Raw genomic sequence first — 22,088 nt, 5'->3', positions numbered from 1 at the left:
GGCACCTGCCGCACAGCCCCCGCTGTGCGGCGAGATTTGTGACAGGGAGAACTTCCTAATGCCGAAGATGAAGAAGCACAGCGGCATGGCCAAGCGGGTCAAGGTGACCGGCTCTGGCAAGATCATGCGCGAGCAGACCGGTCTGCGTCACCGCCTGGAGGTCAAGTCCTCCAAGGAGACCCGTAGCCTGAGCGGCACGGTCCCGGTGGCCAAGGCCGACGAGAAGCGCATCAAGAAGATGCTCGGCCGCTGACGCGCGCCTTTTAGCCAAGAACTTTTGAAGGAGAAGCTGATATGGCACGCGTCAAGCGGGCGGTCAACGCCCAGAAGAAGCGCCGTACCCTGCTCGAGGCCGCCAGCGGTTACCGCGGCCAGCGCTCCCGCCTGTACCGCAAGGCGAAGGAGCAGATCCTCCACTCGATGCAGTACGCCTACCGCGACCGCAAGGACCGCAAGGGCGACTTCCGGCAGCTGTGGATCACCCGCATCAACGCGGGCGCTCGTGCCAACGGCATGACGTACAACCGCCTCATCCAGGGCCTCAAGCTCGCGGGTGTCGAGGTGGACCGCAAGATCCTGGCCGACCTGGCCGTCAACGACGAGGCCGCGTTCGCCGGCATCGTCGCGGTGGCCAAGAAGGCCGTCGCCGAGGCTCAGGCCGCCTGAGCTCGTCGGTGACGCAGCACTTCCAGCGACCCGGGGACCCGCTGTTCACGCAGCGGACTCCCCGGGTCGTTGCCGCTACCAAGCTCCACCGCCGCCGCGACCGCGAGAAGGCCGGCCGCTTCCTGGCCGAGGGCCCGCAGGCGGTCCGCGAGGCCCTCGAAGCCGGCGCGGTCCGCGAGATCTTCGTGACCGAGGACGGCCGCGCCCGCCACCGCACGCTGCTGCGCGGCGCGACCTTCTCCGTGGTCAACGACGAGGCCATGCAGTCGCTGGCCGACACGGTCACCCCGCAGGGCGTCATCGCCGTCTGCGACCTGCTCGACGTGCCCCTCGAAGCCGCGCTGGCCCGCGCGCCGCGGCTGGTCGCGGTCGCCGTCGAGATCCGCGACCCGGGCAACGCCGGCACGGTGCTGCGCACCGCCGACGCCGCGGGCGCCACCGCCGTGATCTTCGCCGGCGACGCCGTGGACCCCTTCAACCCCAAGTGTGTACGCGCCTCCGCCGGCAGCCTGTTCCACCTCGACGTGGTACGCGCCCCCGACGCCGCCGCGACCCTGGCCGCCCTGCGCGAAGCCGGTCTGCGCACCCTGGCCACCTCCGGCTACGGCGCGACCGACCTCGACGACCTCGCCGACGACGGCTCGCTGGCCCGGCCCACCGCGTGGCTGTTCGGCTCCGAGGCGCACGGCCTGCCCGACGACCTGCGCGACGCCGCCGACGCCGCGGTCCGGGTGCCCATCCACGGCCGCGCCGAGAGCCTCAACCTGGCGGCGGCCGCCGCGGTCTGCCTCTACGCCTCCGCCCGCGCCCAGCGCCGGTAACGGGCGCGCGGCGCGAGCGCGCCGCGCGGTATGCTCCGGTGCGAGACGATGTCCGAGAGGGAGCCGAGAATGACGCGCCGTTCCTTTAGCCAGCCCGCCGGTGGCGGGCGGCGGAACTGACTGCGCTCAGCTCTTCCTCTCAGGTCGCACCGGTGGGCGGCGGCGAAGCCGCGCGTGCCCGTCCTGGCCCTACGCCTAGACTGATCCGGTTGCCGATCTGGAGTTCTGATGACATACCGTCACGATCCGTACGACCCCAAGCAGGCCGCGATGCTCGATCCGGCCGCCCTCGACGACGCCGTCGCCGCGGCGGACAAGGCCTTCGCGGACGCCACCGACCTCGACGCGCTGGCCGTGCAGAAGGCCGCGCACCTGGGTGACCGCTCCGCGGTGTCGCTGGCCCGCCGCGAGATCGGCGCGCTGCCGCCGGCCGCGAAGTCCGACGCGGGCAAGCGCGTCAACGAGGCCCGCACCGCGATCCAGGCCGCGTACGACGCGCGCCACGTGATCCTGGAGGCCGAGCAGGCGCAGCGCGTGCTGGAGACCGAGGCCGTCGACGTCACCCTGCCCTGGGACCGCCGCCCCCGCGGCGCCCGTCACCCGCTGACCACGCTGATGGAGCGGGTCGGCGACCTGTTCGTCGGCATGGGCTACGAGATCGCCGAGGGTCCCGAGGTCGAGCTGGAGTGGGCGAACTTCGACGCCCTGAACATCTCGCCCGACCACCCGGCCCGCGGCCTGATGGACACGTTCTGGGTGAAGGCCGCCGAGTCGGCGACCGGCGCGACCGAGTCGGGCCTGGTGCTGCGCACGCACACCTCGCCGGTGCAGGCGCGCACGATGCTCAGCCGCAAGCCCCCGATCTACGTCGTGGTGCCGGGCAAGGTGTACCGCACCGACGAGCTCGACGCCACCCACTCGCCGGTCTTCCACCAGGTCGAGGGCCTGGTCGTGGACAAGGGCATCACCATGGCGCACCTGAAGGGCACGCTGGACCACTTCGCCCGCGCGATGTTCGGCCCGGACGCGCGCACCCGCTGGCGGCCGCACTACTTCCCGTTCACCGAGCCGTCGGCCGAGTTCGACGTGTGGTTCGCCGAGCACCGCGACGGCCCGCGCTGGGTCGAGTGGGGCGGCTGCGGGATGGTCAACCCGAACGTGCTGCGGGCCTGCGGCATCGACCCGGAGGTGTACTCCGGCTTCGCGTTCGGCATGGGCATCGAGCGGACCCTGATGTTCCGCAACGGCCTGAGCGACATGCGGGAAATGATCGAAGGCGATGTGCGGTTCACCCGCGCGTTCGGCATGGAGGTGCACTGACCATGAAGGTCGGACTGTCATGGCTGCGTGAGCATGTCGAGCTGCCCGCGGACCTCACCGAGGCCGATCTCGACCTCGCGCTGAACAACCTCGGCATCGAGGTCGAACAGATCGCGGACCAGCGCCACTCGGTGCAGGGCTCGCTGGTGGTCGGCAGGGTGCTGACCATCGAGGAGCTGACCGAGTTCAAGAAGCCGATCCGCTTCTGCACCGTGGACGTGGGCCAGGCCAACGGCACCGGCGCGCCGCAGGAGATCGTCTGCGGGGCCCGCAACTTCGCCGAGGGCGACCGCGTCGTGGTGATCCTGCCCGGCGGTGTGCTGCCCGGCGGCTTCGCCATCGGCGCGCGCAAGACGTACGGCCGCAACTCGCACGGCATGATCTGCTCCGCGGCGGAGCTGGGCCTGTCCGGCGACCACGACGGCATCATCATCCTGCCCGAGTCGGTGCCGGCGCAGCCGGGCGACGACGCGCGCCCGGTGGTCGGCCTCGACGACATCGAGGTGCACGTCACGGTCACGCCCGACCGCGGATACCAGATGTCGGTGCGCGGCCTGGCCCGCGAGCTGGGGCACGCGTTCCAGGCCCGGTTCACCGACCCCGGTCTCGCGCCCGCCCCCGGCGGCACCGCGACTCCGGCCTGGCCGGTGACCATCCAGGACACCCAGGGCTGCGACCGCTTCGCGGCCCGGCTGGTGCGCGGGATCGACCCGTCCGCGCCGACCCCGGACTGGATGGCCAAGCGCCTGCTCACGGCCGGTGTCCGGACGCTGGGCCTGGCCATCGACATCACCAACTACGTGATGCTCGAACTCGGCCAGCCGATGCACGCCTTCGACGCCGACCGGATCACCGGCGGCCTCGTGGTGCGCCGGGCGACCGAGGGCGAGAAGCTCACCACCCTGGACGGCCAGGCCCGCGTGCTGTCCGCCGAGGACATGGTGATCTGCGATGACACGGGCCCGATCTCGCTGGCCGCCGTGATGGGCGGGCAGACGTCCGAGGTCGTCGACGGCACGGTCAATGTGCTGTTCGAAGCGGCGCACTGGGACCCGACGATGGTCGGGCGCACCGCGCGGCGGCACAAGCTGTTCAGCGAGGCCGCCAAGCGCTGGGAGCGCGGCGTCGACCGGCAGCTGTGCCTGGTCGCCATCGAGCGTGCCGTGCAGTTGCTGGTCGAGCACGGCGGTGGCACGGCGGGCGAGGAGATCCTCGACCTGAACCAACCCGGCGACCCGGTCATGATCTCGATGGCGGCGATCGAGCCCAGCCGGCTGATCGGCGTGGACTACTCCGTCGACCGCGTCGGCGACGTGCTCACCGAGGTGGGCTGCGACGTCGCGGTGTACGACGACCGCGTCGACGTGATCACGCCGTCCTGGCGGCCCGACCTGCGCCAGCCCGCTGACCTGGTCGAGGAGGTCGTCCGCCTGGACGGCTTCGAGAACGTGCCCAGCGTGCTGCCGATCGCCCCGCCCGGCAACGGCCTGACCCCGTCCCAGCGCCGCAAGCGCTCGGTCGGCCGGGCCCTGGCCGAGCAGGGTTACGTCGAGGTGCTGTCGTACCCGTTCGTGTCGGCGACCGCGCTGGCGACGCTCGGCCTGCCGACGGACGCGGTGCGGCTGGCCAACCCGCTGTCCGACGAGGAACCGCTGATGCGGACGAGCCTGCTGCCGCCGCTGCTGACCGCGCTCAAGCGCAACGTCGGCCGCGGGCAGCGCGATGTGGCGCTGTTCGAGCAGGGCCTGGTCTTCCTGCCCGACCTGTCCGCCGGTGTGCCGCCGGTGATGGGCGTGGCGGGCCGTCCCGACCCGGCGCTGTGGGAGAAGGCGAACGCCTCCGTCCCGGTGCAGCCGTGGCACGTGGCCGTGGTGCTGGCCGGGGAGTTCGAGCGCTCCGGCTGGTGGGGTCCCGGTCGGGCGGCGTCCTGGTCGGACGCCGTGCAGGCGGCGCGGGACGTGCTGGCGGCCTCGGCCGTGCCGGACGCGTCGATCGGCGTCGCCGCCGCCCAGCAGTCGCCGTGGCACCCGGGCCGGTGCGCCGCGATCTCGGTCGACGGCGTCGTCGTCGGGCACGCGGGCGAGCTGCACCCGGCCGTGTGCGCCGCGCTGGACCTGCCCAAGCGCACCTGCGCGATGGAGCTGAACCTGGACGCGGTGCCGCTGCCGGGGCCGACCCCGCCGCCGGTGTTCTCGACGTACCCGCCGGCGCTGATCGACGTGGCCCTCGTGCTGCCGTCGCAGGTGCCCGCGGCGCAGGTCGAGGCGGCGCTGGCCGAGGGCGCGGGTCCGCTGCTGGAGTCGGTGCGGCTGTTCGACGTGTACACGTCCGAGCAGCTCGGCGCCGGTCAGCGCTCGCTGGCGTACAAGCTGACGTTCCGTGCGCCGGACCGGACCCTGACCGTCGAGGAGGCGGTCGCGGCCCGGGACGCGGCGGTGGCCGTCACGGCGTCGCGCTTCGGCGCGGTCCTGCGCGGCGCCTGATGTTCGTCCCCGACATCGCCGCTGCCAAGCGGGTCATCGCCGGACGCGAGTTCGACTTCGACCGCCAGGTCGCGGTGATGGCGGTGGTGAACCGGACCCCCGACTCGTTCTACGACAAGGGGGCCACGTACGCGCTCGACGCGGCGGTCGCGGCAGTGGATGCCGCGGCCGCCGCCGGCGCGGACTGGGTCGACATCGGCGGGGTGAAGTTCTCCCCCGAGGGCGGCGAGGTCCACGCCGACGTCGAGCTGGAGCGGGTGCTGCCGGTGGTGCAGGCCACCGTCGAGCGGCACCCGCACCTGGTGATCAGCGTGGACACGTTCCGCGCCGACGTCGCCCAGGCCTGCCTGGACGCGGGCGCGCACGTGGTCAACGACACCACCGGCCTGCACGATCCGGCGCTGGCCGACCTGGTGGCGGCGCACCCGCACAGCCAGCTGATCGTGACGCACAGCCGGGCGAAGCCGCGTACGCACTTCCCGCGCCCGCAGTATGCCGACGTGGCGGGCGAGATCGCGGACTTCCTGCGCTCGCGGGTGGCGGTCGCGCTGGAGCGGGGGGTGCGCCCCGACCAGATCGTCATCGATCCGGGCCACGACCTGAACAAGAACACGTTCCACACGCTGGAGCTGACCCGGCGACTGCCGGAGATCGCCGCGGTCGGCTACCCGATGCTGGCCGCGGTCTCCAACAAGGACTTCGTCGGCGAGACGCTCGACCGCCCGCAGGGGGAGCGGCTGTCCGGCAGCCTCGCCGCCGCCGTCGCCTCGATCATGCTCGGGGCCCGGATCGTGCGGATGCACAACGTGCGCGAATCCGTCGACGCGGTGCGTATGACCGAGGCGATCCTGGGCTGGCGGCAGCCGGCCTACACCGTGCACAACATGTGAGGTCCGCGTATGCGCAGGTTGTCGCCCGAACCCGCCGGTGAGCTGTCCGAGTCCGAGCTGCTCGCGGCGTATCCGCGCGCGGACCGGCCGCTGCTGCGGGTCAACATGATCACCTCGCTGGACGGGGCGGCCACCGTGGAGGGCCGCTCCGGGGCGCTGGGCAGCCCCGCCGACCAGGACCTGATGAAGCGGCTGCGCATGCAGGCCGACGCGGTCGTGGTCGGCGCGGGCACGATCCGGGTCGAGGGCTACGGCGCGACCCTGCTCGACGCCGAAGCCCAGGCGTGGCGGGTCGCGCGGGGGCTCACCCCGCATCCGCGCTTCGCCGTGGTGACCCGCGGCGGCGACGTCCCGGACCGGTTCTTCGCCGACCCGCCCGCACGCCCGATCGTCATCACCCACGCCGTCGCGCCGCACGCATACCCCGCGTCCGCCGAAGTGATCGACTGCGGCGACTCCTCGGTTGACCCGGCCGTGCTGGTCGCCGAACTGGCCGCCCGCGGCCTGACCCAGATCCTCTGCGAGGGCGGACCGCACCTGCTCGGCAGCCTGGTCGCCGCCGACCTGGTCGACGAGCTCTGTCTAACGGTCAGCCCGACCCTGGCCGGCCCCGGCTCGGTCCGCATCGTCGCCGGCCCCCCGTCCGCCCCCCACCGCCTGACCCCCGCCCACGTCCTGACGGACGGCACCCACCTCTTCCTCCGCCACACCCGCCCGCGCTGACCCGCCCGCTCAAGATCGCCAGACTTGCCTGGCACCTGTGCGTATCTTGAAGGCGAATTCGCCCATGTGCCTGGCAAGTCGAACGACCTTGGTGCGACTCGCGCCCGCCGTACACGCCGCGCGGGCCCTGGTCGTGGCGCCCCGTCAGGCGGGTCGTGTCCGTGGGCACGGGCGCGGGGTCGGCGGGGTGTGTCGGCCCGTTGAGGGTCGCGGCGGCCGGGAGCGGAGCGGGGTCGGTCAGGCCGCAGTCGGGGCGGGTTGGCGGGCCGGGGCGGCCGGCGTGACGGGCGTGTCGGCGCGCAGGTGCCGTACGCCGCGGTTGGCGAGCATGCCGAGCACCCCGAGCACCATCACTCCCGCCGCGCACAGCAGGGCGTTGCGGGTGCCGATCCACGCGGCCAGCGGACCCGCGGCGACCTGCCCGACCGGGATGGCCAGGAACGAGCCGAGCATGTCGTACGAGTACACCCGGGCGAGCCGGTCGGCGGGCACGTGCCGCTGCAGGGCGGAGTCCCAGGCGATGGCGAACTGCTCGACGGCGAACCCGGCGATGAACCCGGCGACCATCAGCACCGGCAGGGTCGGCAGCTCGGCCAGGGCCAGCGTCGGCAGCGCGAAGCCGAGCGTGCTGACGCACCCGACCAGCAGCGGACGGCGCAGCCGCAGGCGCAGCGCCACCACGGCCCCGGCGACCATGCCGGTGGTGCTCGCGGCGAGCACGGTGCCCCAGCCGGAGCGGCCGATGGTGGCGTCGGCGACGGTGGGCCCGAGCACGTTCATGCCGCCGCTGTGCGCCGCGTTGATGAACATGAACGCCAGCACGATCGACCAGACCCAGCTGCGCGAGACGAACTCGGTCCAGCCGACGCGCAACTCGTGCAGGGTGCTCGCGCGCGGCGTGGCGCGGTCGCGCACGTCGGGCACGCGGACCAGGGCGAAGGCGAGCGCGCTCAGCGCGAAGGTGGCGGCGTCGGCGGCCAGGCCCCAGCCGGGGCCGACGGCGGCGACGAGCATGCCGCCCACCGCGGCTCCCGCGATCATGGCCGTGTTGCCGCCGAGGCGGTTGAGGGCGTTGGCGGAGACGAGCTGGTCGGCGGGCACGGTCTGCGGCAGCAGCGCGGCGGTCGCGGGCATCGCGATGGCGCTGACCATGCCGTTGACCACGCTCAGCCCGATCAGCAGCGGGATGGTCGCGGTCCCGGTGAGCACCAGCGCGGCGACCGCGGCCTGGGTGAGGGCGGCGAGCACGCTGGAGCCGACCATGACCAGGTGCCGGGGGAGCCGGTCGGCGAGCACGCCGCCGAAGAGCACGAACAGCACGTTGGCCAGCGAGCGTGCGCCGACGACCAGGCCGAGGTCGGTGGCCGAGCCGGTCAGGTCGATCACGGCGAAGGCCAGCGCGATGGGCGCGACGGCGTTGCCGAGCAGGCCGACCACCCGGCCGGTGACCAGGTGGCGGAACGGGGCGTGGCGCAGCGGCGCCAGCGACTCGCGGAAGGTGGTCATTCTTGCTCCTCGGCGGGGGTGGGGGAGGCGCTCGTGGCGCTGATGCTGTCGTCCTGCAGGCGGAACAGGGCGATGGTGGCGCTGACGGGCACGGTGCCCGGGGTGTGCGGGCGCCGGGCGATGCGGTGCATGTGCTCGCTGGCCTGGGCGATCCGGTCGCGGATCGCCTTCCACTCGTCGAGGTCGAGCCACAGTTCGGCGTCGGTGAGGGTGCCGACGGCGGCGGGGCCGGTGACGATGGAGCGGGCGCGGCGCTGGAGTTCGGCGGCGAGGGCGGCGTACACGATCTGGACGTCGTCGGGTCGCGGGTGCGCCTGGTCGCCACGCGGGGTGAAGGCCTTGGCGACGTCGTACCGGTAGCGCTTGGCCTGCCCGCCGCGGATCTTCTCCTCCCCGGCGACCTCGATCGAGCGCGCGTTGAGCAGCAGCCGCAGGTGGTAGCTCGCGTTGGCGTGGGTGATGCCCAGCTCGCGGGCGATCTCGGCGGCGGTCATCTCGGCACCGGTGAGCAGCGACAGGATGCGCAGCCGGATCGGGTGGGCCAGGGCGCGCAGGTCGCCGGTGACCGTACGCCCGGTCGGCTCCTCGTCTCCCAAAGACATGTTGGGGAGTCTAGACCACCAAACGTTTCTTGGGGAGTCGGTAGAGCAACCCCAGCGCCCTCCCGGCCGTTAGTGATCACGCCTATTGATTCACTAACGGGGGTTTTGTGAAAATCCGTCTCCTGGTCGCCGCGCTCGCCGCGGCGCTGCTCGTCCCGCTCGCACCGGCTGCCGACGCGTCCGCCGCACTCGGCTACGGCCGGGGCGAATGCCGTCCCGGCACGCCCGCGATCGCCCCGGCGACCGCGAAGTTCTTCGACCCCGCCCGGCCGGAACTGGGACCGAAGCCGCTGCCGCGCTCCGGCGTGGTCGGCCCGCTGCTGCACGGCTACCAGCGGTTCGGCACGCTGGCCGAGGCCGACTTCGTCGCGCGGTTCCGCGACGGCGCGAACTGGGTCTACCCGCCCAACGACGGCTTCATGACCCATGGCGACATGGTCGACCGCCATCCGGTCGAGCTGGCCGCGGGCGCGCGGCTCGATCGCTTCGGCTTCGCGGGCGGGTCCTTCCTGGCCCCGGTGCGCACGCCGTACGCCGACCGGGCGCTGCCGCCGCAGAACCTGAACACCCCGCAGGGCGCGCCGCAGGCGAACTACCACGTGTACTGCGTGGCCAAGCCGTTCACCGTGGACGGGGGCATGACCGCGCCCTGGTTCGGCCAGCCCGGCCTGGGCATGCAGTACAAGCTGATGGCGGCGTACCTGCCCGACGCCGGGACGGCGCTGAGCGTGACCTGGCTGCTGGACCACGGCTATCTGGTCGAGGAGCTGCCGGCGGTGCGCGGGTGATCCCGGATCGGCACGTGCTCGTCACCGCGCTGCTGGAGACCGGGCAGCCGCCGGAGTCGTTCCAGGTGCCGGGCGTGCACGAGCACGTGCCGATCCCGACCGACTTCTGGTTCCTGCGCCCGGCCGGCGAGCGCTGGGAGATCGGTTCCTACGAGCGCGGGGTGTACGACGTGCGCGAGGTCCTCGACACCGAGGCCGCGGCCTGCACCCGCTTCTACGAGGTGCTGACCGGTTTCCCTGACGAGTAGGCGATGAGTGACGCGGGCCTCATTTGCATGAACATGCACCGAGTCGTATGCTCATGGCGAATGTTTATGCGGAGGTAGGTATGGGAATCCGGATCGGCGTCGCCGGGGCGAGCGGTTATGCGGGCGGCGAGCTGCTGCGCCTCATCGCCGGGCACCCCGAGTTCGAACTCGTCGCGGCCACGGCGCACAGCCAGGCCGGCAAGCCCGTCGCCGCGGTGCACCCGCACCTCACCGGGCTCGACCTCATTCTGACCGAGACCACCCCCGAGGCCTTCACCGACACCGACCTCGTCTTCCTGGCCCTGCCGCACGGCGAGTCCGGCGCGGTCGCGGCCGCCCTGCCCGCCTCGGCGAAGGTCGTCGACCTGGGCGCGGACCACCGGCTGCACGACGCGGCCGCGTGGACCCGCCACTACGGCGGCGAGCACGCCGGGGCGTGGACCTACGGCCTGCCCGAGCTGCCCGGCCAGCGTGAGCTGATCGCCGGCTCGTCCCGGGTCGCCGCCACCGGCTGCTACGCCGTGGCCACCACGCTCGCGCTCGCGCCCCTGCTGCACAGCGGGCTGGCCGAGGCCGACGACGTGGTCGTGGTCGCCGCCTCCGGCACCTCCGGCGCGGGCAAGTCGGCCAAGCCGCACCTGCTCGGCAGCGAGGTGATGGGCGACCTCAGCCCGTACAAGGTGGGCGCGCACCAGCACGTTCCGGAGATCAAGCAGGCCACCGGCGCGACGAGCCTGTCGTTCACCCCGGTGCTCGCGCCGATGCCGCGGGGCATCCTGGCCACGGTCACCGCCAAGCCCACCAACTGCGACATCACCGCGGGCGTGGTCCGCGCGGTGCTCGCCGACGCGTACGCCGACGAGCCGCTGGTGCACCTGCTGCCCGAGGGCGCCTGGCCGCACACCGCCGCCACCCTGGGTTCGGCTTCGGCTCACCTGCAGGCCACCGTGGATGTCGACAGCGGCCGGATCATCGTGGTCAGCGCGATCGACAACCTCGGCCGCGGCGCCGCCGCCCAGGCCGTCCAGTGCGCCAACATCATGTTCGAGCTGCCGGAGACCTCCGGCCTGTCTGTCTTCGGAGTAGCGCCGTGAGCGAGCGTAGCGAGCGAACCATTGGCCTCAGGGTCCATGTCGACGGCACGCGAAGCGGGGTGTCGGCATGACGGTCACCTCCCCCAAGGGCTTCCGGGCCGCGGGTGTCGCCGCCGGGCTGAAGAGCACCGGTGCGCTGGACCTCGCGCTGGTCGTCAACGACGGCCCCGACGCCACCGCCGCGGGCGTGTTCACCGCCAACCGGGTCAAGGCCGCCCCGGTGCTCTGGTCGCAGCAGGTCGTCAGGGGCCGCGCGGTCAAGGTCGTCGTGCTCAACTCCGGCGGCGCGAACGCCTGCACCGGCCCCGGCGGCTTCCAGGACACCCACTCCACCGCCGAGTACGTCGCCTCCCGCCTCGGCGGCATGGGCGCGGGCCAGGTCGCGGTCTGCTCGACCGGGCTGATCGGCGAGCGGCTGCCCATGCCCAAGCTGCTGGCCGGCGTCGACGGCGCGGCCAAGGCGCTGGCCAAGGCGGGCGGCTTCGCCGCGGCCGAGGCCATCATGACCACCGACACCCGGCCCAAGGTCGTCGAGATCACCGGCGACGGCTGGACCGTCGGCGGCATGGCCAAGGGCGCGGGCATGCTCGCCCCGTCCCTGGCCACGATGCTGTGCGTGCTCACCACCGACGCGGTCGCCGGCGCGGACGCCCTCGACGAGGCGCTGCGCGAGGCCTGCCGGCTCACCTTCGACCGGCTCGACTCCGACGGCTGCATGTCGACCAACGACACGGTGCTGCTGCTGGCCTCCGGCGCGTCGGGCGTCGAGCCGACCCAGGAGGAGCTGACCGCCGCGGTCACCCAGGCCTGCCACTCGCTGGCCCAGCAGCTGCTCGCCGACGCCGAGGGGCACACCAAGCAGATCGCCATCGAGGTCGTCAACGCCGCCTCGGAGGAGGACGCGGTCGTCGTCGGGCACGAGATCGCCCGCAACAACCTGGTCAAGACCGCGCTGTTCGGCAAGGACCCGAACTGGGGCCGGATCCTGGCCGCGGTCGGCTGCACCGACGCCGTCTTCGAGTCCGACGAGCTGAATGTGGCCATCAACGACGTGTGGGTCTGCCGCGCGGGCGCCGCTGCCGAGGACCGCAGCAAGGTGGACCTGTCCGGGGTCGACGTGCGCATCACCGTGGACCTCAACGCCGGCGACGACAGCGCCACGGTCTGGACCAACGACCTGTCCCACGCGTACGTGCACGAGAACTCGGCGTACTCGTCATGACCGGACTGGATCCAGCCAACCTGGTGGCGACGCTGCCGTGGCTGACGGAGCTGCGCGGCGAGACGGTCGTGGTCAAGTACGGCGGCCACGCGATGACCACGCCCGAGCTGCGCGCCTCGTTCGCCGCCGACATGGCCTACCTGCGCGCCGTCGGGCTGCGCCCGGTCGTCGTGCACGGCGGCGGCCCGCAGATCTCGGCCATGCTCGACCGGATGGGCATCGCCTCGGAGTTCAAGGGCGGCCTGCGGGTCACCACCGCCGAGGCGATGAGCGTGGTGCGCATGGTGCTGCTGTCGGTCGGCAAGGACCTGGTCACCGAGATCAACGGCCACGGCCCGCACGCGGTCGGGCTGGCCGGCGACGACGCGGGGCTGTTCACCGCGGTACGCCGCCCGGCCGTCATCGACGGCGAGCCGGTCGACATCGGCCAGGTCGGCGACGTGCTCAGCGTCGACACCTCGCTGGTCGACGCCCTGCTCGCGACCGGCCACATCCCGGTGGTGTCCACGGTCGCCCCGGACGTGCACGGTGTGGCGCACAACCTCAACGCCGACACGGCCGCCGCCGCGCTCGCCATCGCGCTGGGCGCGCGCAAGCTGATCGTGCTCACCGACGTGCCCGGCGTGTACGCGAACTGGCCCGACACGGACAGCCTGATCTCGAAGATGACGGCCAAGGAGCTGGACGCGCTGCTGCCGACGCTGTCGGCGGGCATGGTGCCCAAGATGGAGGCCTGCCTGCGGGCCGTGCGGGGCGGGGTGCCGTCCGCGGTCGTCGTCGACGGCCGGGTCCCGCACTCCACCCTGCTGGAGATCTTCACCGACGAGGGGTTCGGCACCATGGTCGTCCCCGATGACCAGACCATGCGGCCCGGCGCCGACGACACGAGCGGGGAGAAGCCATGACGCTGACGCAGCGGTGGCAGCAGTCGCTGATGGACAACTACGGCACGCCGCCGCTGGCCCTGGTCAGCGGGGCCGGTTCGGTCGTGGTGGACGAGGCGGGCCGCTCCTACGTCGACCTGCTGTCCGGGATCGCGGTCAACGCGCTCGGCCACGGCCACCCGGCCGTCGTCGCCGCGGTCACCAAGCAGATCTCGCAGCTCGGGCACGTGTCCAACCTGTTCGTCGCCGAGCCGCCGGTCGCGCTGGCCGAGCTGCTGCTCGCGCTGACCGGCCGGCCCGGCCGGGTGTTCTTCGCCAACTCGGGCGCGGAGGCCAACGAGGCCGCGTTCAAGCTGGCCCGGCGCACCGGGCGCACCCACGTCGTCGCCTGCGAGCAGGCGTTCCACGGCCGCACCATGGGCGCGCTCGCGCTGACCGGCCAGCCCGCCAAGGCCGACCCGTTCCGGCCGCTGCCGGGCGACGTCACCCACATCCCGTACGGCGACACCGCGGCCCTGGCCGCCGCCGTCGGCGACCGGACCGCCATGGTCATCCTGGAGCCGATCATGGGGGAGGCGGGTGTCGTCCCGGCCCCGCCCGGCTTCCTCGCCGCGGCCCGGGAGATCACCGCCCGGCACGGCGCGCTGCTGGTGCTCGACGAGGTGCAGACCGGCGTCGGCCGCACCGGCCACTGGTTCGCCCACCAGGCCGAAGGCGTCACGCCTGACGTGATCACCCTGGCCAAGGGCCTCGGCGGCGGCCTGCCCATCGGCGCGACCATCGCGTTCGCCGACGGCGCGTTCGCCCAGTCCCACCCGGGCGGCGCGGCGGCGCTGTTCACCCCGGGCCAGCACGGCACCACCTTCGGCGGCAACCCGGTCGCGTGCGCCGCGGCCCTGGCGGTGCTGCGCACCATCGCCGCCGACGGCCTGCTCGACCACGTCAAGCGGATCGGCGAGCGGATCCGCCGCGGCGTCGAGGCGCTGGGCCACCCGCTGGTAGCCGGCGTACGCGGCGCCGGCCTGCTGCTCGGCGTCGTGCTCACCGCACCGGTGGCGCCGGCCGTGCAGAAGGCGCTGCTGGACGCCGGGTTCATCGTCAACGCCGCGCAGCCGGACGTGATCCGGCTCGCCCCGCCGCTGATCCTCACCAGCGCCCAGGCCGACGCGTTCCTGGCCGCGCTCGGCGCGGTCCTCGACCTCGTCGCGCCCCAGCCCGAGACACCGGCCCAGCCCGCGATCGTCGCGCAGGCCGGTTCCCCCACCGAGACCGGAGCCTCCGCATGACCGCCACGCCGAGCAGACGGCACTTCCTGCGCGACGACGACCTGACCTCGGCCGAGCAGGACCAGGTCCTCACGCTCGCCCAGGAGTACGCCGAGAACCGGCGCGGGCACCGCAAGGCCCTGGCGGGCAAGTCGATCGCCGTGCTGTTCGAGAAGCCGTCGCTGCGCACCCGGGTGTCGTTCGAGGTCGGCATCTCCGAGCTCGGCGCGCACGCGGTCCTCATCGACGCCACGAACACGCACTTCGGCCGGGGCGAGACCATGTCGGACGCGGCGAAGGTGCTGTCGCGCTACGTCGACGCGATCGTGATCCGGACCTTCGAGGACACCCGGATCGAGGAGCTGGCCGCCGCGGCGACCGTGCCCGTGGTCAACGCGCTGACCAACCACTTCCACCCCTGCCAGGTGCTCGCCGACCTGCAGACCGTGCGGCAGCGGCTCGGGCACACCGAGGGGCGCACGCTGACCTACGTCGGTGACGCGGCCAACAACATGGCGCACTCGTACCTGCTCGGCGGGGCGGTGGCGGGCATGCACGTGCGCATCGCCGGGCCGTTCGGGTTCACCCCCGACCGCGAGATCCTGGCCCAGGCGGCCGTGGTCGCGGCGCGCACGGGTGGTTCGGTCACCGAGTTCACCGAGGCCAAGGACGCCGTGTCCGGGGCGGACGTGATCGCCACGGACACCTGGACCTCGATGGGCCACGAGGGCGACGGGCTGGACCGGATCACCCCGTTCCTGCCGTACCAGATCAATGCCGCGCTGCTCGCCCACGCCGACCCGGACGCGATCGTGCTGCACTGCCTGCCCGCCCACCGCGGCGAGGAGATCACGGACGAGGTGATGGACGGCGCGGCGAGCGCGGTCTTCGACCAGGCGGAGAACAGGCTGCATGCGCAGAAGGCGCTGCTGACGTTCCTCATGGAGCACGCGTGAGGCGCACCGCCATGCCTTACGGTGCACATGAGACGCCCGAGCGGACGGAGGTTGAGGCATGACCGCGCCGATGACTCGTACCGCGCGCCACGCCCGGATCGAGGAGCTGATCCGCAGCGGCGCGGTGACATCGCAGACCCAGCTCGCCGAGCTGCTCGCGGCCGACGGCGTGCAGGTGACCCAGGCGACCCTGTCCCGTGACCTGGAGGAGCTGGGCGCGGTCAAGGTACGCGGCCGTGACGGCGCACCGGCGGTCTACCTGATCCCCGAGGACGGCCACCCGGCCCTGCGCCCGGCCACGATCGGCCCGGCCCGCCTGATCCGCCTGCTCCGCGAGGTCCTCAACGGCACCGACCACAGCGGCAACCTCGCCGTCCTGCGCACTCCGCCCGGCGCGGCCCACTACCTGGCCAGCGCCATCGACCGCAGCGGCCTGCCAGACCTCGTGGGAACCATCGCCGGCGACGACACCATCTTCGTCGTCGCCCGCGACCCCGCCGGCGGCGAAGCCCTGGCCGCCAAATTCGCCACCTGGGCCGGCCTGGACACCACCGACGACCTACCCCCCCTCGACGACGACCTCACCTGACCCACCACCCACCCCCGCTCCGACGCGTCGATCATGAACTTAAGGCAGGGTTCGACGGCGTGTCGCTGCCATAAGTTCATGATCAACTCTTGAGGACGAAGGACGGAACAGACATGACCCGGCTCTGGGGAGGGCGGTTCGCGGACGGACCCGCCGAGGCACTGGCACGGCTGTCGGTCAGCGTGCACTTCGACTGGCGGCTCGCGCCGTACGACCTCGCCGGGTCCCGCGCGCACGCCCGGGTCCTGGCCGCCGCCGGCCTGCTCGACCCCGACGAGCTCGGCAAGATGCTCGCGGCCATCGACGACCTCGACGCGGCCGTGGCCACCGGCACGTTCCGGCCCACCATCGAGGACGAGGACGTGCACACCGCTCTCGAACGCGGCCTGCTGGAGCGCCTCGGCACCCTCGGCGGCAAGCTGCGCGCGGGCCGGTCCCGCAACGACCAGGTCGCCACCGACCTGCGCCTCTACCTGCGCGACCACGCCCGCGACCTGGCCGGGCGCATCACCGAACTCGCCGATGCGCTCACCGAGCAGGCCGGCCGCCACGTCGACACCCCCGCCCCCGGCCTGACCCACGTGCAGCACGCCCAGCCGGTCACCTTCGGCCACTGGCTGCTCGCCCACGTGCAGCCGCTGCTGCGCGACCTGGACCGGCTGCGCGACTGGGACGAGCGCACCGCGGTCAGCCCGCTCGGCGCGGGCGCCCTGGCCGGCTCCGGCCTGCCGCTCGACCCCGGCGCGGTCGCCAAGGAGCTCGGCTTCCGCACCTCGTTCCCCAACTCGATGGACGCCGTCAGCGACCGCGACTTCGTCGCCGAGTTCCTGTTCATCACCGCGCTGCTCGGCGTGCACCTGTCCCGGCTCGGCGAGGAGGTGGTGCTGTGGACGTCGTACGAGTTCGGCTGGGTCGAGCTGGACGACGCCTTCGCCACCGGCTCGTCGATCATGCCGCAGAAGAAGAACGCCGACATCGCCGAGCTGGCCCGGGGCAAGGCCGGCCGCCTCATCGGCGGGCTGGTCAACGTGCTGACCATGCTCAAGGGCCTGCCCCTGACGTACGACCGGGACATGCAGGAGGACAAGGAGCCCGTGTTCGACGCCGTAGACACGCTCACCCTCGTGCTGCCCGCGCTCGCCGGGATGATCTCCACCATGACGGTACGGGTGGACCGGCTCGCCGCGTCCGCGCCCGTCGGCTTCTCCCTGGCCACCGAGGTGGCGGACTGGCTCGTCCGCAAGGGCGTGCCGTTCCGCGACGCGCACGAGATCACCGGCAAGCTGGTGGCCTTGTGCTCGGTGCGCGAATGCGAGCTGCACGAGGTCAGCGACAGCGACCTGGCCGCCGTCAGCGAGCACCTCGACCCGTCGGTCCGCGACGTGCTCACCGTCAAGTCGGCCCTGGCCGCCCGCACCACCCCCGGCTCCACCGGCCCCGGCCCCGTGGCCGACCAGCTCGCCTCGGTCACCGACCAGCTCAAGACCTGGCACACCTGGTCCGCCGAATCCGTCGTCCCCCACTGACCCGCGCGCCCACCCCGCCGCGCCTCCGACCGCGCCTTCGCGGCGCGCGTTCCCGCCGCGCGTTCCCGGCGCAACTCTTAACGACTTGCGGCCTCCTGGCCCCGGGAGCCCGCAAGTCGTTAAGAGTTCGGGCAGGCGGGCAGGCGGCGCGTGGGCCGGGGTTGGCCGGCGGCCGGTGGTGGGATCGGGTCAGATGCGGCCGTAGGCGCGTAGGGTCAGGAGGCGGTCGACGGCGAGAGTGCCCTTGGCGTCGCGTTCGGCCAGCCGCCACGCGTCGGCGTCGACCTCGGCCCAGCTCCACGTGAGCGGCCAGGAGCCGTCCGGCAGCTGCCGGTCCTGCAGATAGTCCAGGTTCGCCGCGATCGACGCCTGATCCACCGCCGACGACAGCGGCGAGTCCGGGGTGTGCGCCACGTCCAGCGGCTGCAGCAGGTACTCCGTCCACGCCTCCGGCCGGTTCTCCACCCGCTGGGCGGCGGCGCGGCGCAGCGCGGCGAGCGCCCGCCGCCGCGCCGCCTCGGGCAGGTTCCGGGCCTGGAGGAACAGCTCCGCCGCGGTCAGCTCGCCGCGGTCCAGCCCGCTCGTCCTGGCGACCCCGTCCTCCAAGCGGGTCAGCACCGTCTCGGTCAGCTCCGCGAGCAGCGCGGGCGGGACCAGCTCCCGGTACTCCCACAGCACCCCGGCCAGCCCCGCCGTCGGGTTGAGCACACAATCGTTGAAGGTGGCGCCGATGTCCGCGTACGTCCACCACGGCGCGCGGGGTGAGTCCTCCGTCTCCGGGGCCACGATCCACCAGCGCCGCTCGGCGGCGTCATAGGTGTCCACCAGGTAGCCGACGGCCCGGCGGACCAGCGGCTCGGCCGCGCCCGCGCCGATCTCGTGCAGCACCGTGCCCGCGCACCAGGTCGCCACCGCCGAAGACACGGGGGTACGCAGATCCGGCTCCAGCGCATGCCCGAAACCGCCGTCGTCGTTCTGGTACGACACCAGCTCGTCGAGCACCGTCCGGGCCGGGCCGGACTCGAAGTGGAACCGCAGCCGCGCCCGGTCCAGCGGCCGCCCCTGCTCGAACACGAACTCCCTGGCCCGCGTGAAGACAGTCGACATCCGCCGATGTTCGCGCACGGGTACGACAGCACGGATTTTGCATTCGGCCACGCGCCGGAGTTCCCTGGTGGCGTGGACTACTCGCTGCTCGACGCGCCCGCCGCCCAGATCACCGACACCGCCCGCGGCCTGCTGGGCTGGCAGCTCGAAGCCAACGGGGTGCGGATCAGGATCACCGAGGTCGAGGCGTACGCCGGCGTCGGCGAGGACCCCGCCTCGCACAGCCACCGCGGCCCCACCCCGCGCAGCTCGGTGATGTTCGGCCCGGCCGGCGTGCTCTACGTGTACTTCGTCTTCGGCATGCACTGGTGCATGAACGTCACCGCCGGCCACGAGGGCGAAGCGGCCGCGGTGCTGCTGCGCGCGGGCGCGGTGGTCGGGGGAGTGGACCTGGCCCGCGAGCGGCGCGGCCAGGTCGCCGACCGCGAGCTGGCCCGGGGTCCGGCCCGGCTGGCCATGGCGCTGGGCATCGACGGGTCCGCGAACCGCACGTCACTGCTCGACGGCACCGGGCCCGCGCGCCTGCTCCCCGCCCCGGCCGTGTCGCCGGAGCTGGTCAGGTCGGGTCCGCGGGTCGGCGTCGCCGCCGCGCACGACCGGCCGTGGCGCTTCTGGCTGCACGGCGAACCCTCCGTGAGCCCGTACCGCCGCCACACCCCTCGCCGCCGCACCGCGCCCACACCGCGGCCGTCGTAGTCCTCGGTGGTGGTCAGGCGGGGTCGGGGCGGAGGACGGCGCCGACGCCTTCGTCGAGCCGGACCTCGGCGGCGTTGACGATGATCAGCTCAGCGTCGTTGAGCACCGCGGCGCGGACCAGCGCGTCCTCGGCGCGTACCGGATGGGCGCGGGACGCCCCCAGCTGCCGCAGCCGTTCCTCGCTCGCGGACAGGTCGGCCGGCGAGTCGCCGATCCACACCCGGGCCTTGGCCAGCGCGGCCGGGTCCAGCAGCAGCGCCTCGACCTGCCGGTTCTCGAACGCGGCCAGGGTGTCGGTGACACCCGACGCGGCCGGTTCGGCAGTGCTGCCGGGCAGCGGCTCGCCGTCGCGCATGGCCAGCAGCGGCGTCACATGCGGCAGCGGGGCCATCTCGGCGCTGTCGGTGCACAACGGCTGCGGCATCGCCTCGGCGTAGTGCACCCGGCCCTGTGCGGCGAACACGGCCAGACCGTGGCGCTCGCGCGGACGCCGGTACTGGGCCAGCGCACCCTCCAGCGCCAGCAGCGTCGGCTCGTCGATGCCCTCGTCGAGCAGCGTCTCCCGGGCGGCCCGCCAGCGCAGCTTCAGCGCCGCGGCGGTCGCCTCGGTGTGATCGGTCCCGTCGATGTACAGCGACGCCCACGGGCCGGGGATCTCATACATGGCGCGAAGAAACGACAGTTCCATGCCCGCGCTATGCCCGCGTCCCGATCGCCGCAACCGCGCGATCATGCCAGGTTCACGAACGCGCGGACTCCGACGCGGCAGGGCGGCCCGGAATCGGCGGTCGTGTGGTCTGTCGGGCTGCCATGGGACGAGCCAGGGCGGCGAGCCGACGTGGTGGCGGCCCACGGCCTCCCCGTCGCGAGTGCTGACCAGCGGCGACGACGGTAGCCGGGCCGGGTGGCCCGGCTCGGCGGTGGGGAAACCGGTTGTCGGCCGGTCCGCGCGATGCGCGACAATCGACGGCGTGACGGACATCCTCGATGATCTGCAGTGGCGTGGCCTGCTGCAGGACTCCACCGACCTGGACGAGCTGCGCAAGCACCTGGCCGAGGGGCCGGTGACGTTCTATGTCGGCTTCGACCCGACCGCGCCCAGCCTCCAGGTCGGCAACCTGGTGCAGGTGCTGACCGCGCGCCGGCTCCAGCAGGCGGGGAACATTCCGGTGCTGCTGGTCGGCGGTGCGACCGGCCTGATCGGCGACCCGAAGGCCGAGGGCGAGCGCTCGCTGAACTCGGAGGAGACCGTCGCCGGCTGGGTGGACAAGATCCGCCGGCAGGTGGAGCCGTTCTTCGAGTTCGAGGGCGCCAACGCGGCGCGGATGGTCAACAACCTGGACTGGACCTCGCCGCTGTCGGCGATCGAGTTCCTGCGCGACGTCGGCAAGCACTTCCCGGTGAACCAGATGCTGGCCCGTGAGGTGGTCAAGGCGCGGCTGGAGAGCGGCATCAGCTTCACCGAGTTCGCGTACCAGATCCTGCAGTCGCACGACTTCTACCAGCTGCACCAGCGCTACGGCGTGACGTTGCAGCACGGCGGCTCCGACCAGTGGGGCAACATCATCGCCGGCGTCGACTTCAACCGGCGCAAGGGCGTGCGCGGCGTGCACGCGTTCACCACTCCGCTGATCACGCGCGCCGACGGCACCAAGTTCGGCAAGAGCGCCGAAGGCATGTCGGTCTGGATGGACGCGACCATGACCAGCCCGTACGCCTTCTACCAGTTCTGGTTCAACGCGGCCGACGCCGACATCGTGAACTACCTGAAGGTGTTCAGCTTCCGCTCCCGCGCGGAGATCGAGGAGCTGGCGAAGGAGACCGCGGAGCGGCCGTTCGCGCGGGCCGGGCAGAAGGCGCTGGCCGAGGAGCTGACCACGCTGCTGCACGGCAAGGACGAGTGCGAGCAGGTCATCACGGCGTCGCAGGCGCTGTTCGGCCGCGGCGCGCTGACCGACCTCGCCCCGTCGACGCTCCGCTCGGCGCTGGCCGAAGCCGGCCTGGTCGAGGTCGACGAGCTGCCCAGCGTCGCGGTGCTGTTCAAGGAGTCGGGCCTGGCGGCGAGCATGGGCGAGGCACGGCGCGCGGTCGCCGAGGGCGGCGCGTACATCAACAACGAGCGCATGTCCGATGCCGACGCCCCGGTGTCCGCGGACCTGCTGCTGCACGGCAAGTACCTGGTGCTGCGCCGCGGCAAGAAGACCATCGCCGGTGCTGAGCTGCGGAAATAGGCAGTTGACCATGATGTGACGCGGGACGCGTCCCCCCGATTTGCGGGCGGCGGCGCGTCCCGCGTAATGTTCTCTCTGCCAGCGCGGAACGGACAAAACAGCCGAGACCGGAAGGTCGGAGCGAAGAGGCCGGAGCGCACCGGGTGGGGCCGATTTGATCGGCCGAAACCAACCGGGTATGGTTACCGAGCCGGTGACGAGCCGGGCGGATGAGTTCGCCGAGAATCTTCTCGGAGGGGACCGTCGGCCGGGTCACTGGTTCTCCTCGAACCTCGTACGGACCTAGCGGTTCTGCGTGTTCGGGGTGTCCAAACGGACGAGCCGGACAGATCCGAAAATTCGGATTTGACACGGAACGGCCGGATGGGTAAGCTGGATGAGTTGCCCCGGAGGCGGCCAGGGAGACCTGGACGACGCGGTGTGTGCTTGTTCTTTGAGAACTCAACAGGGTGCTATTTAAGCCAAGTGCCA

The 22,088-nt window shown here is 72.7% G+C and carries 22 protein-coding genes; 18 read left to right on the top strand and 4 right to left on the bottom strand.

Translation table 11 applies throughout. The annotated features are described in order from the left end of the window. Positions 1 to 58: 58 nt before the first annotated feature. The 7 genes from rpmI to ACFQO7_RS28715 all read left to right on the top strand — a co-directional run bounded on the left by rpmI (position 59) and on the right by ACFQO7_RS28715 (position 6,903). Complete coding sequence (gene rpmI / locus ACFQO7_RS28745; protein ID WP_120320124.1) at positions 59 to 253, top strand: 50S ribosomal protein L35; 195 nt, start codon at positions 59 to 61, stop codon at positions 251 to 253. 41 nt (positions 254 to 294) lie between these two features. Further along, a complete protein-coding gene (rplT, locus tag ACFQO7_RS28740) occupies positions 295 to 666 on the top strand; it encodes a 50S ribosomal protein L20 (RefSeq protein ID WP_120320125.1) in 372 nt (123 codons plus the stop codon). A gap of 8 nt (positions 667 to 674) precedes the next feature. Then, positions 675 to 1,487 (top strand): TrmH family RNA methyltransferase, encoded by an 813-nt coding sequence (locus tag ACFQO7_RS28735; protein ID WP_376809303.1) that lies wholly within the window; start codon positions 675 to 677, stop codon positions 1,485 to 1,487. Between the two features lie 228 nt (positions 1,488 to 1,715). Further along, positions 1,716 to 2,807 carry a phenylalanine--tRNA ligase subunit alpha gene (pheS, locus tag ACFQO7_RS28730; protein ID WP_360538659.1) on the top strand — a complete coding sequence of 364 codons (1,092 nt, stop codon included), beginning with the start codon at positions 1,716 to 1,718 and terminating at the stop codon, positions 2,805 to 2,807. Positions 2,808 to 2,809: 2 nt separating this feature from the next. Continuing rightward, on the top strand, positions 2,810 to 5,290 hold the full coding sequence (pheT, locus tag ACFQO7_RS28725) for a phenylalanine--tRNA ligase subunit beta (RefSeq protein WP_376809302.1): 2,481 nt from the start codon (positions 2,810 to 2,812) through the stop codon (positions 5,288 to 5,290). Continuing rightward, entirely contained in the window at positions 5,290 to 6,180 is an 891-nt protein-coding gene (folP, locus tag ACFQO7_RS28720) for a dihydropteroate synthase (RefSeq protein WP_376809301.1), read from the top strand. Before pheT ends, folP begins: the two co-directional genes overlap by 1 nt. 9 nt (positions 6,181 to 6,189) lie before the next feature. Further along, positions 6,190 to 6,903 (top strand): pyrimidine reductase family protein, encoded by a 714-nt coding sequence (locus ACFQO7_RS28715; RefSeq protein WP_376809300.1) that lies wholly within the window; start codon positions 6,190 to 6,192, stop codon positions 6,901 to 6,903. A 237-nt stretch (positions 6,904 to 7,140) separates the two neighbouring features. On the opposite strand, the gene ACFQO7_RS28710 is transcribed toward ACFQO7_RS28715, so the two are convergent. Next, positions 7,141 to 8,409 (bottom strand): MFS transporter, encoded by a 1,269-nt coding sequence (locus ACFQO7_RS28710; protein WP_376809299.1) that lies wholly within the window; start codon positions 8,407 to 8,409, stop codon positions 7,141 to 7,143. After that, on the bottom strand, positions 8,406 to 9,011 hold the full coding sequence (locus ACFQO7_RS28705) for an ArsR/SmtB family transcription factor (protein WP_376809298.1): 606 nt from the start codon (positions 9,009 to 9,011) through the stop codon (positions 8,406 to 8,408). The genes ACFQO7_RS28710 and ACFQO7_RS28705 overlap by 4 nt, the downstream gene beginning before the upstream one ends. A 107-nt stretch (positions 9,012 to 9,118) precedes the next feature. Here ACFQO7_RS28705 and ACFQO7_RS28700 point away from each other — a divergent pair, with 107 nt between their 5' ends. The 9 genes from ACFQO7_RS28700 to argH all read left to right on the top strand — a co-directional run bounded on the left by ACFQO7_RS28700 (position 9,119) and on the right by argH (position 17,583). After that, positions 9,119 to 9,799 carry a TNT domain-containing protein gene (locus ACFQO7_RS28700; RefSeq protein ID WP_376809297.1) on the top strand — a complete coding sequence of 227 codons (681 nt, stop codon included), beginning with the start codon at positions 9,119 to 9,121 and terminating at the stop codon, positions 9,797 to 9,799. Continuing rightward, a complete protein-coding gene (locus ACFQO7_RS28695) occupies positions 9,796 to 10,047 on the top strand; it encodes a hypothetical protein (protein WP_360538680.1) in 252 nt (83 codons plus the stop codon). The genes ACFQO7_RS28700 and ACFQO7_RS28695 overlap by 4 nt, the downstream gene beginning before the upstream one ends. An 80-nt stretch (positions 10,048 to 10,127) precedes the next feature. After that, positions 10,128 to 11,141, top strand: a complete 1,014-nt coding sequence (argC, locus tag ACFQO7_RS28690) for an N-acetyl-gamma-glutamyl-phosphate reductase (RefSeq protein ID WP_376809296.1) — start codon at positions 10,128 to 10,130, stop codon at positions 11,139 to 11,141. Positions 11,142 to 11,208: 67 nt separating this feature from the next. After that, positions 11,209 to 12,363: a bifunctional glutamate N-acetyltransferase/amino-acid acetyltransferase ArgJ gene (gene argJ, locus ACFQO7_RS28685; RefSeq protein ID WP_376809295.1), complete on the top strand. Its 1,155-nt coding sequence runs from the start codon at positions 11,209 to 11,211 to the stop codon at positions 12,361 to 12,363. Continuing rightward, on the top strand, positions 12,360 to 13,268 hold the full coding sequence (argB, locus tag ACFQO7_RS28680) for an acetylglutamate kinase (RefSeq protein WP_376809294.1): 909 nt from the start codon (positions 12,360 to 12,362) through the stop codon (positions 13,266 to 13,268). The genes argJ and argB overlap by 4 nt, the downstream gene beginning before the upstream one ends. Continuing rightward, positions 13,265 to 14,533, top strand: a complete 1,269-nt coding sequence (locus ACFQO7_RS28675; protein WP_376809293.1) for an acetylornithine transaminase — start codon at positions 13,265 to 13,267, stop codon at positions 14,531 to 14,533. The genes argB and ACFQO7_RS28675 overlap by 4 nt, the downstream gene beginning before the upstream one ends. Beyond that, entirely contained in the window at positions 14,530 to 15,468 is a 939-nt protein-coding gene (gene argF / locus ACFQO7_RS28670) for an ornithine carbamoyltransferase (RefSeq protein ID WP_376809292.1), read from the top strand. Before ACFQO7_RS28675 ends, argF begins: the two co-directional genes overlap by 4 nt. Before the next feature lie 58 nt (positions 15,469 to 15,526). After that, positions 15,527 to 16,057, top strand: a complete 531-nt coding sequence (locus ACFQO7_RS28665; protein WP_376809291.1) for an arginine repressor — start codon at positions 15,527 to 15,529, stop codon at positions 16,055 to 16,057. Positions 16,058 to 16,170: 113 nt separating this feature from the next. Continuing rightward, a complete protein-coding gene (argH, locus tag ACFQO7_RS28660; protein WP_376809290.1) occupies positions 16,171 to 17,583 on the top strand; it encodes an argininosuccinate lyase in 1,413 nt (470 codons plus the stop codon). Positions 17,584 to 17,772: 189 nt separating this feature from the next. Here argH and ACFQO7_RS28655 read toward each other — a convergent pair whose 3' ends face one another. Continuing rightward, positions 17,773 to 18,690 carry a hypothetical protein gene (locus tag ACFQO7_RS28655; protein WP_376809289.1) on the bottom strand — a complete coding sequence of 306 codons (918 nt, stop codon included), beginning with the start codon at positions 18,688 to 18,690 and terminating at the stop codon, positions 17,773 to 17,775. A 6-nt stretch (positions 18,691 to 18,696) separates the two neighbouring features. Between ACFQO7_RS28655 and ACFQO7_RS28650 the strand changes: the two genes are divergently transcribed. Then, on the top strand, positions 18,697 to 19,386 hold the full coding sequence (locus tag ACFQO7_RS28650) for a DNA-3-methyladenine glycosylase (RefSeq protein WP_376809288.1): 690 nt from the start codon (positions 18,697 to 18,699) through the stop codon (positions 19,384 to 19,386). Between the two features lie 13 nt (positions 19,387 to 19,399). On the opposite strand, the gene ACFQO7_RS28645 is transcribed toward ACFQO7_RS28650, so the two are convergent. After that, the gene (locus tag ACFQO7_RS28645; protein WP_376809287.1) at positions 19,400 to 20,050 is read right to left on the bottom strand and encodes a hypothetical protein; all 651 of its coding nucleotides are present in this window, start codon (positions 20,048 to 20,050) and stop codon (positions 19,400 to 19,402) included. A 298-nt stretch (positions 20,051 to 20,348) separates the two neighbouring features. Between ACFQO7_RS28645 and tyrS the strand changes: the two genes are divergently transcribed. Further along, positions 20,349 to 21,617 (top strand): tyrosine--tRNA ligase, encoded by a 1,269-nt coding sequence (gene tyrS / locus ACFQO7_RS28640; RefSeq protein ID WP_376809333.1) that lies wholly within the window; start codon positions 20,349 to 20,351, stop codon positions 21,615 to 21,617. Positions 21,618 to 22,088 lie beyond the last annotated feature (471 nt).

Origin of the sequence: Catellatospora aurea (assembly GCF_042663325.1) — a bacterium.
GTDB classification, from domain to species: Bacteria; Actinomycetota; Actinomycetes; order Mycobacteriales; family Micromonosporaceae; genus Catellatospora; species Catellatospora aurea.
Note: the sequence above shows the minus strand (reverse complement) of the source record. Positions and strands in the feature narration are given on the sequence as shown.